The following is a 3914-nucleotide window of genomic DNA, read 5'->3' on the forward strand; positions in this document are numbered from 1 at the left end:
TGATCGGGATTGTTCGACAAAAAAATACGGTACGAATCGTTCATAACTGATTCAAGCTTCTTTAAATCTACCGGCTTTGGCAAATAAAAATCCGCCCCGGCTTCTTCTGCTAGTCCGATAATTCCACGGTCGGAAGTTGAAAGGATCACGGGAATGTCTTTACTGAGGGGGTTAGATTTTAATAGTTGTATCGTTAAAACACCTCCAATGTCTGGGATGACATTATCCATTATGATTACTGACGGCTGGTGCTCGATAACTTTTTCTATAATATTATTGCAATCCTCACTGGTCACTACCTCCCATTGCAGGCCCGTCAGGGCGAAGGTCATTAAATATCTTGCATTTTTATCATCGTCACATACTAATACTTTTTTCATTTAAAGGGAATTGATGAGAGTAGAACGTTGTTAATTTGAGATTTTTATATAATCCTATGTAAAAGGCGGTAATATTTTACCTATAAAAAAATTAATTTAATTGGCGTCAAAAATCGTACCCCGAACGTTTCTTTCTAAGAAAAAATGTTGGCAACCACTTAGGTTTGGCAGGAACAGATATTAAGGGTATAAATAAGAGAAATAAGCAGGCTAAAATTCCATATGAAACAGGTGAGGTCCGCGTAGAACGCAAAGCCGTGTTTTTGCAGCCTAAAATCCAGGTACATCGCGAGATAGTTGAAAACATTCCCCAGGTTGTGGAATTAAATACCCGGATCGCGTGGTAGACTCTGTAAAAAGTCCTCTGAATGCCTCCTTTTGGCATTGGTCCTTTATTTGATTATTATGTTACAATTAACGAACATAAAAAATTTTCACATGAAAAATTTAACTTACAGCCATTTAGTAGCTTTAATTCCATTAGCATTTATTGTAGCAGCTATTTACATGCTGATCGTAACAGCAATCTAATTTTTTGGTAAATAACTCCTCCCACACAACTGAATCTCCACATCATGAATAGGTAATACAAATCTCTTAGTTTTCGGTGCTTTGCGAACTTCGAACCGCAGTCACTTTAAAACTGTGAAATTTATTGTGACCAAACGCATATTACCTACTAGTCAATAGTTTCGGCAATTGTTCGCGTGACATACAAAGGACGGCAATACGTGCTTATTTCCTTAGTTAGTTTGCTCCGTTTGCGGGTGGTTCGCGCAAAAACTGCAATTTGAAAATATGCATTATATTGCTTTAAAAACCGTTGAAATATGGCGATGAAAACGAAGCTATTTCATCACGATCGTATTAAAGAAAATTATTTTTTATGAGTATCTCAGAACCAATACCTGCTAACGAACTAGATCGAATTTTAAATTTGTCAGATTTCGACATCGATTATTCCAACTACAACGATAAGTTTAAAGATCTCGCCAGGCTGGCTGCGAGTGTAGCCGGAACTGAAATATCGCTTGTAAATTTAATCGACTCATTTACTCAGTGGACCATATCCAGTCATGGATTAGAAATTGATCAGATGGCAAGAGAAGAATCTGTTTGTCAATATACTATTGCGGAAAATAATCATTTTGAGATTGGGGACCTCAGTAAAGACGTGCGCTTTAAGGATAAGTTCTATGTAACCAATGACCTTAAATTGAAATACTATTATGGTATACCTTTAAATTCCGATGGTTATAGCATAGGGGCTTTGTGCCTTATGGACACAAGTTCAAAAACTTTGTCACCTGAAAAAACAGAGTTATTGAAGATCATAGCCGATGAAATTGTGAACCGGCTCAAAACCTATAAAATTATTGAATCTCTAAGAAAAAAGGCTATTGAAGCAACTGACACAAAAAACAAGGTTGCCCATGATATCCGTGGTCCTTTGGGGGGAATTATAGGCCTTGCCAAGATCATCAGTGAACAAGGTAAAGAAAATAATATGGATGAGGTTTTGGAGTTCATAAACCTGATTTATAAAAGCGGACATTCACTTCTGGAACTCGCTGATGAGATTCTTAGTGCTGAAAAGAAGTCGGAAGGTCCCATGAAAGGCGATGAACTGAATCTAAGGGTTTTTAAAGAAAAACTTGAGAAATTGTATATTCCGCAGGCTAAGACAAAAGGCGCGGGTTGAGCCAAAGCCAGATTGATGCGATTCTGCAAGGTAAATCCGGTTCCACCGAAGGTACAAACGGTGAACAGGGTTATGGCTTTGGTCTTGCTTTGGTTAAACATCTGATAGAAGGCTTAAAAGGTACATTCTCAATCACTTCAGATGTTAATGGGGCAACTTTTGAAGTATTATTACCGCAATATTAAAAAACTTTATCAGCATTGGTCCAGTGACCCTCGCTCAGTCGCAAACAGAAAATTTCACGTGTTAAAACAGGGAAAAGGATTAAATCTTATGAAAAACAAATGGCTGAATAATCATTTGCTTTAGCAAATCAAATTATTCAGCCATGGTCCCTCAATTACGGAAGGGAATTTGTGAAAACCTATATTTATAATAGGCGATAATTAATCATCAAAATCGCAATCTGCGAAAGCATTGAGATTTGCCTTTAATTTAGCATATAAATTCATGTTTGATGTGCTAGATATAACAATTACACCACTTGTTTTTGTTGCGTTGCTTAAATCAGCCGAAAGAACATTGGTCATGAATTTATTAAGTTGAACATTAATTAGACCTAAATAGTCATTACTTCCACTAACAACCAAATCTTCCGCTTCTACTTCGACTTCAAAATCTTCATTCAGGTAAAATTCGACCGGTATCTTAGCGCCACCTCCATCAGTGTATGTGCCTTTCAAAGTCAGTGGAATATTAGTGCTCGACTTTTTCAATTCCAGTCCTAATTCAACTTCATCGTATGTCCCATCAGGAATAGTAATGCTTCCTAATATGGGACTAAGGTTAAATAAATCAACACTTACACCCTGTTTAAATTCATACTCAATTTCCCGGTCTTTGCTTTCAGCTTCGAAATCAATTTCGCTAATGTATAAGGAACCGGAAGTCCAGGTTATACTAGAATTGGTATTGCTCCCCGTTGGCAAACCACTCCCGGATATCGTAGTACCTATTGTCGCCGTAAAATTGGCCGGTTTAACCTGGTAAGAAAGTTTTCCACTTCCAGTAGAATCATCTTTTTCACAAGATGACATAATCAGTACGGCACCTAGTATCGCAGTTCCAGTTTTTATAAAGTTTTTCATTATCATTATGTTAACAAGTCTTATAATATTTGTTATTATACGTAATGGTAACAAAAATGTTGCCACTATTTAAAAACAATTAAGCAATGGCTATTAGGTGGTCCTTAATGATTAACTCTGTACCATTACATGCTTAACTCCTGTCAAATACTCAAATCAAGATTATTCATAGTAATACTACAGCAAGAATCCAAGAGTTGCAGAATAAGGCAATATTCATAATAAAAGGTATGACCTGTGAAGGCTGTGAAGCGCATGTAAATAACGAACTATCAAAAGTTGTAGGAGTGTGGACATATAAAAACTTGACTGGATATGAACTCATACTTCAATCCGGATGGTCCTATTTAAAGTTTTTCTTGTAAGTAGCAATGTAACCTGAACTAATTCCCGCGTTAATTAATTTTTGGTAAGCGATTTCGGCGGCTCCCATGGTACGAAAGCCCGTGATTATCAGCTTATATACTCCTTCCTGCTTTATTGGGTATGAGGTTAATCTGAGAACCTTCAAAATACGCTCTTGTTGAGCTTTAATGCCTGCTTCATCAGTTGCCAGCTCGACGACAATGGAAAAGTACATCCCGTCGTCTCTTGTTGAAGAACTTAGTGTTCTAGCCGGGCTCGTCTTCGGCTGAACGATCTTTTTTCTGGCTTGCGTCACGTAGAGTCCTCTAAATCCGTAAGTGCTGAGCTCGGGCAGAAGGAAGTTGGCATCTTCTTTTGTTTCAAATCCTTCTATAACAA

Annotated in this window: 7 protein-coding genes; 4 read left to right on the forward strand and 3 right to left on the reverse strand. The window is 37.4% G+C overall.

What is annotated here, in order from left to right:
- On the reverse strand, nucleotides 1–380 hold a 380-nt coding region (locus WBJ10_RS15110), incomplete at its 3' end, for a response regulator (RefSeq protein ID WP_424291757.1).
- A 164-nt stretch (nucleotides 381–544) separates the two neighbouring features.
- On the opposite strand from WBJ10_RS15110, the gene WBJ10_RS15115 reads away from it, so the two are divergent.
- The 3 genes from WBJ10_RS15115 (at nucleotide 545) to WBJ10_RS15125 (ending at nucleotide 2267) form a co-directional block, all read left to right on the forward strand.
- Nucleotides 545–727 carry a hypothetical protein gene (locus tag WBJ10_RS15115; RefSeq protein ID WP_424291759.1) on the forward strand — a complete coding sequence of 61 codons (183 nt, stop codon included), beginning with the start codon at nucleotides 545–547 and terminating at the stop codon, nucleotides 725–727.
- Nucleotides 728–1266: 539 nt separating this feature from the next.
- Entirely contained in the window at nucleotides 1267–2082 is an 816-nt protein-coding gene (locus WBJ10_RS15120) for a histidine kinase dimerization/phospho-acceptor domain-containing protein (RefSeq protein ID WP_424291761.1), read from the forward strand.
- Complete coding sequence (locus WBJ10_RS15125) at nucleotides 2079–2267, forward strand: ATP-binding protein (RefSeq protein WP_424291763.1); 189 nt, start codon at nucleotides 2079–2081, stop codon at nucleotides 2265–2267. Before WBJ10_RS15120 ends, WBJ10_RS15125 begins: the two co-directional genes overlap by 4 nt.
- 201 nt (nucleotides 2268–2468) lie before the next feature.
- Here WBJ10_RS15125 and WBJ10_RS15130 read toward each other — a convergent pair whose 3' ends face one another.
- Entirely contained in the window at nucleotides 2469–3170 is a 702-nt protein-coding gene (locus tag WBJ10_RS15130; RefSeq protein WP_424291765.1) for a hypothetical protein, read from the reverse strand.
- Nucleotides 3171–3367: 197 nt separating this feature from the next.
- Here WBJ10_RS15130 and WBJ10_RS15135 point away from each other — a divergent pair, with 197 nt between their 5' ends.
- Nucleotides 3368–3535 carry a cation transporter gene (locus tag WBJ10_RS15135; RefSeq protein ID WP_424291767.1) on the forward strand — a complete coding sequence of 56 codons (168 nt, stop codon included), beginning with the start codon at nucleotides 3368–3370 and terminating at the stop codon, nucleotides 3533–3535.
- Here WBJ10_RS15135 and WBJ10_RS15140 read toward each other — a convergent pair.
- Nucleotides 3514–3914: hypothetical protein (locus WBJ10_RS15140; RefSeq protein WP_424291769.1), on the reverse strand; the 401-nt coding region annotated here is incomplete at its 5' end. The two genes, WBJ10_RS15135 and WBJ10_RS15140, sit on opposite strands and share 22 nt — an antisense overlap.

The sequence above is a fragment of the Daejeonella sp. genome, assembly GCF_049655485.1.
Taxonomy (GTDB): Bacteria; Bacteroidota; Bacteroidia; order Sphingobacteriales; family Sphingobacteriaceae; genus Daejeonella.

Coding starts and splice junctions, on each gene's coding strand:
- WBJ10_RS15130 (WP_424291765.1), bottom strand. CDS start 3,170: ATGAAAAACTTTATAAAAACTGGAACTGCGATACTAGGTGCCGTACTG.
- WBJ10_RS15120 (WP_424291761.1), top strand. CDS start 1,267: ATGAGTATCTCAGAACCAATACCTGCTAACGAACTAGATCGAATTTTA.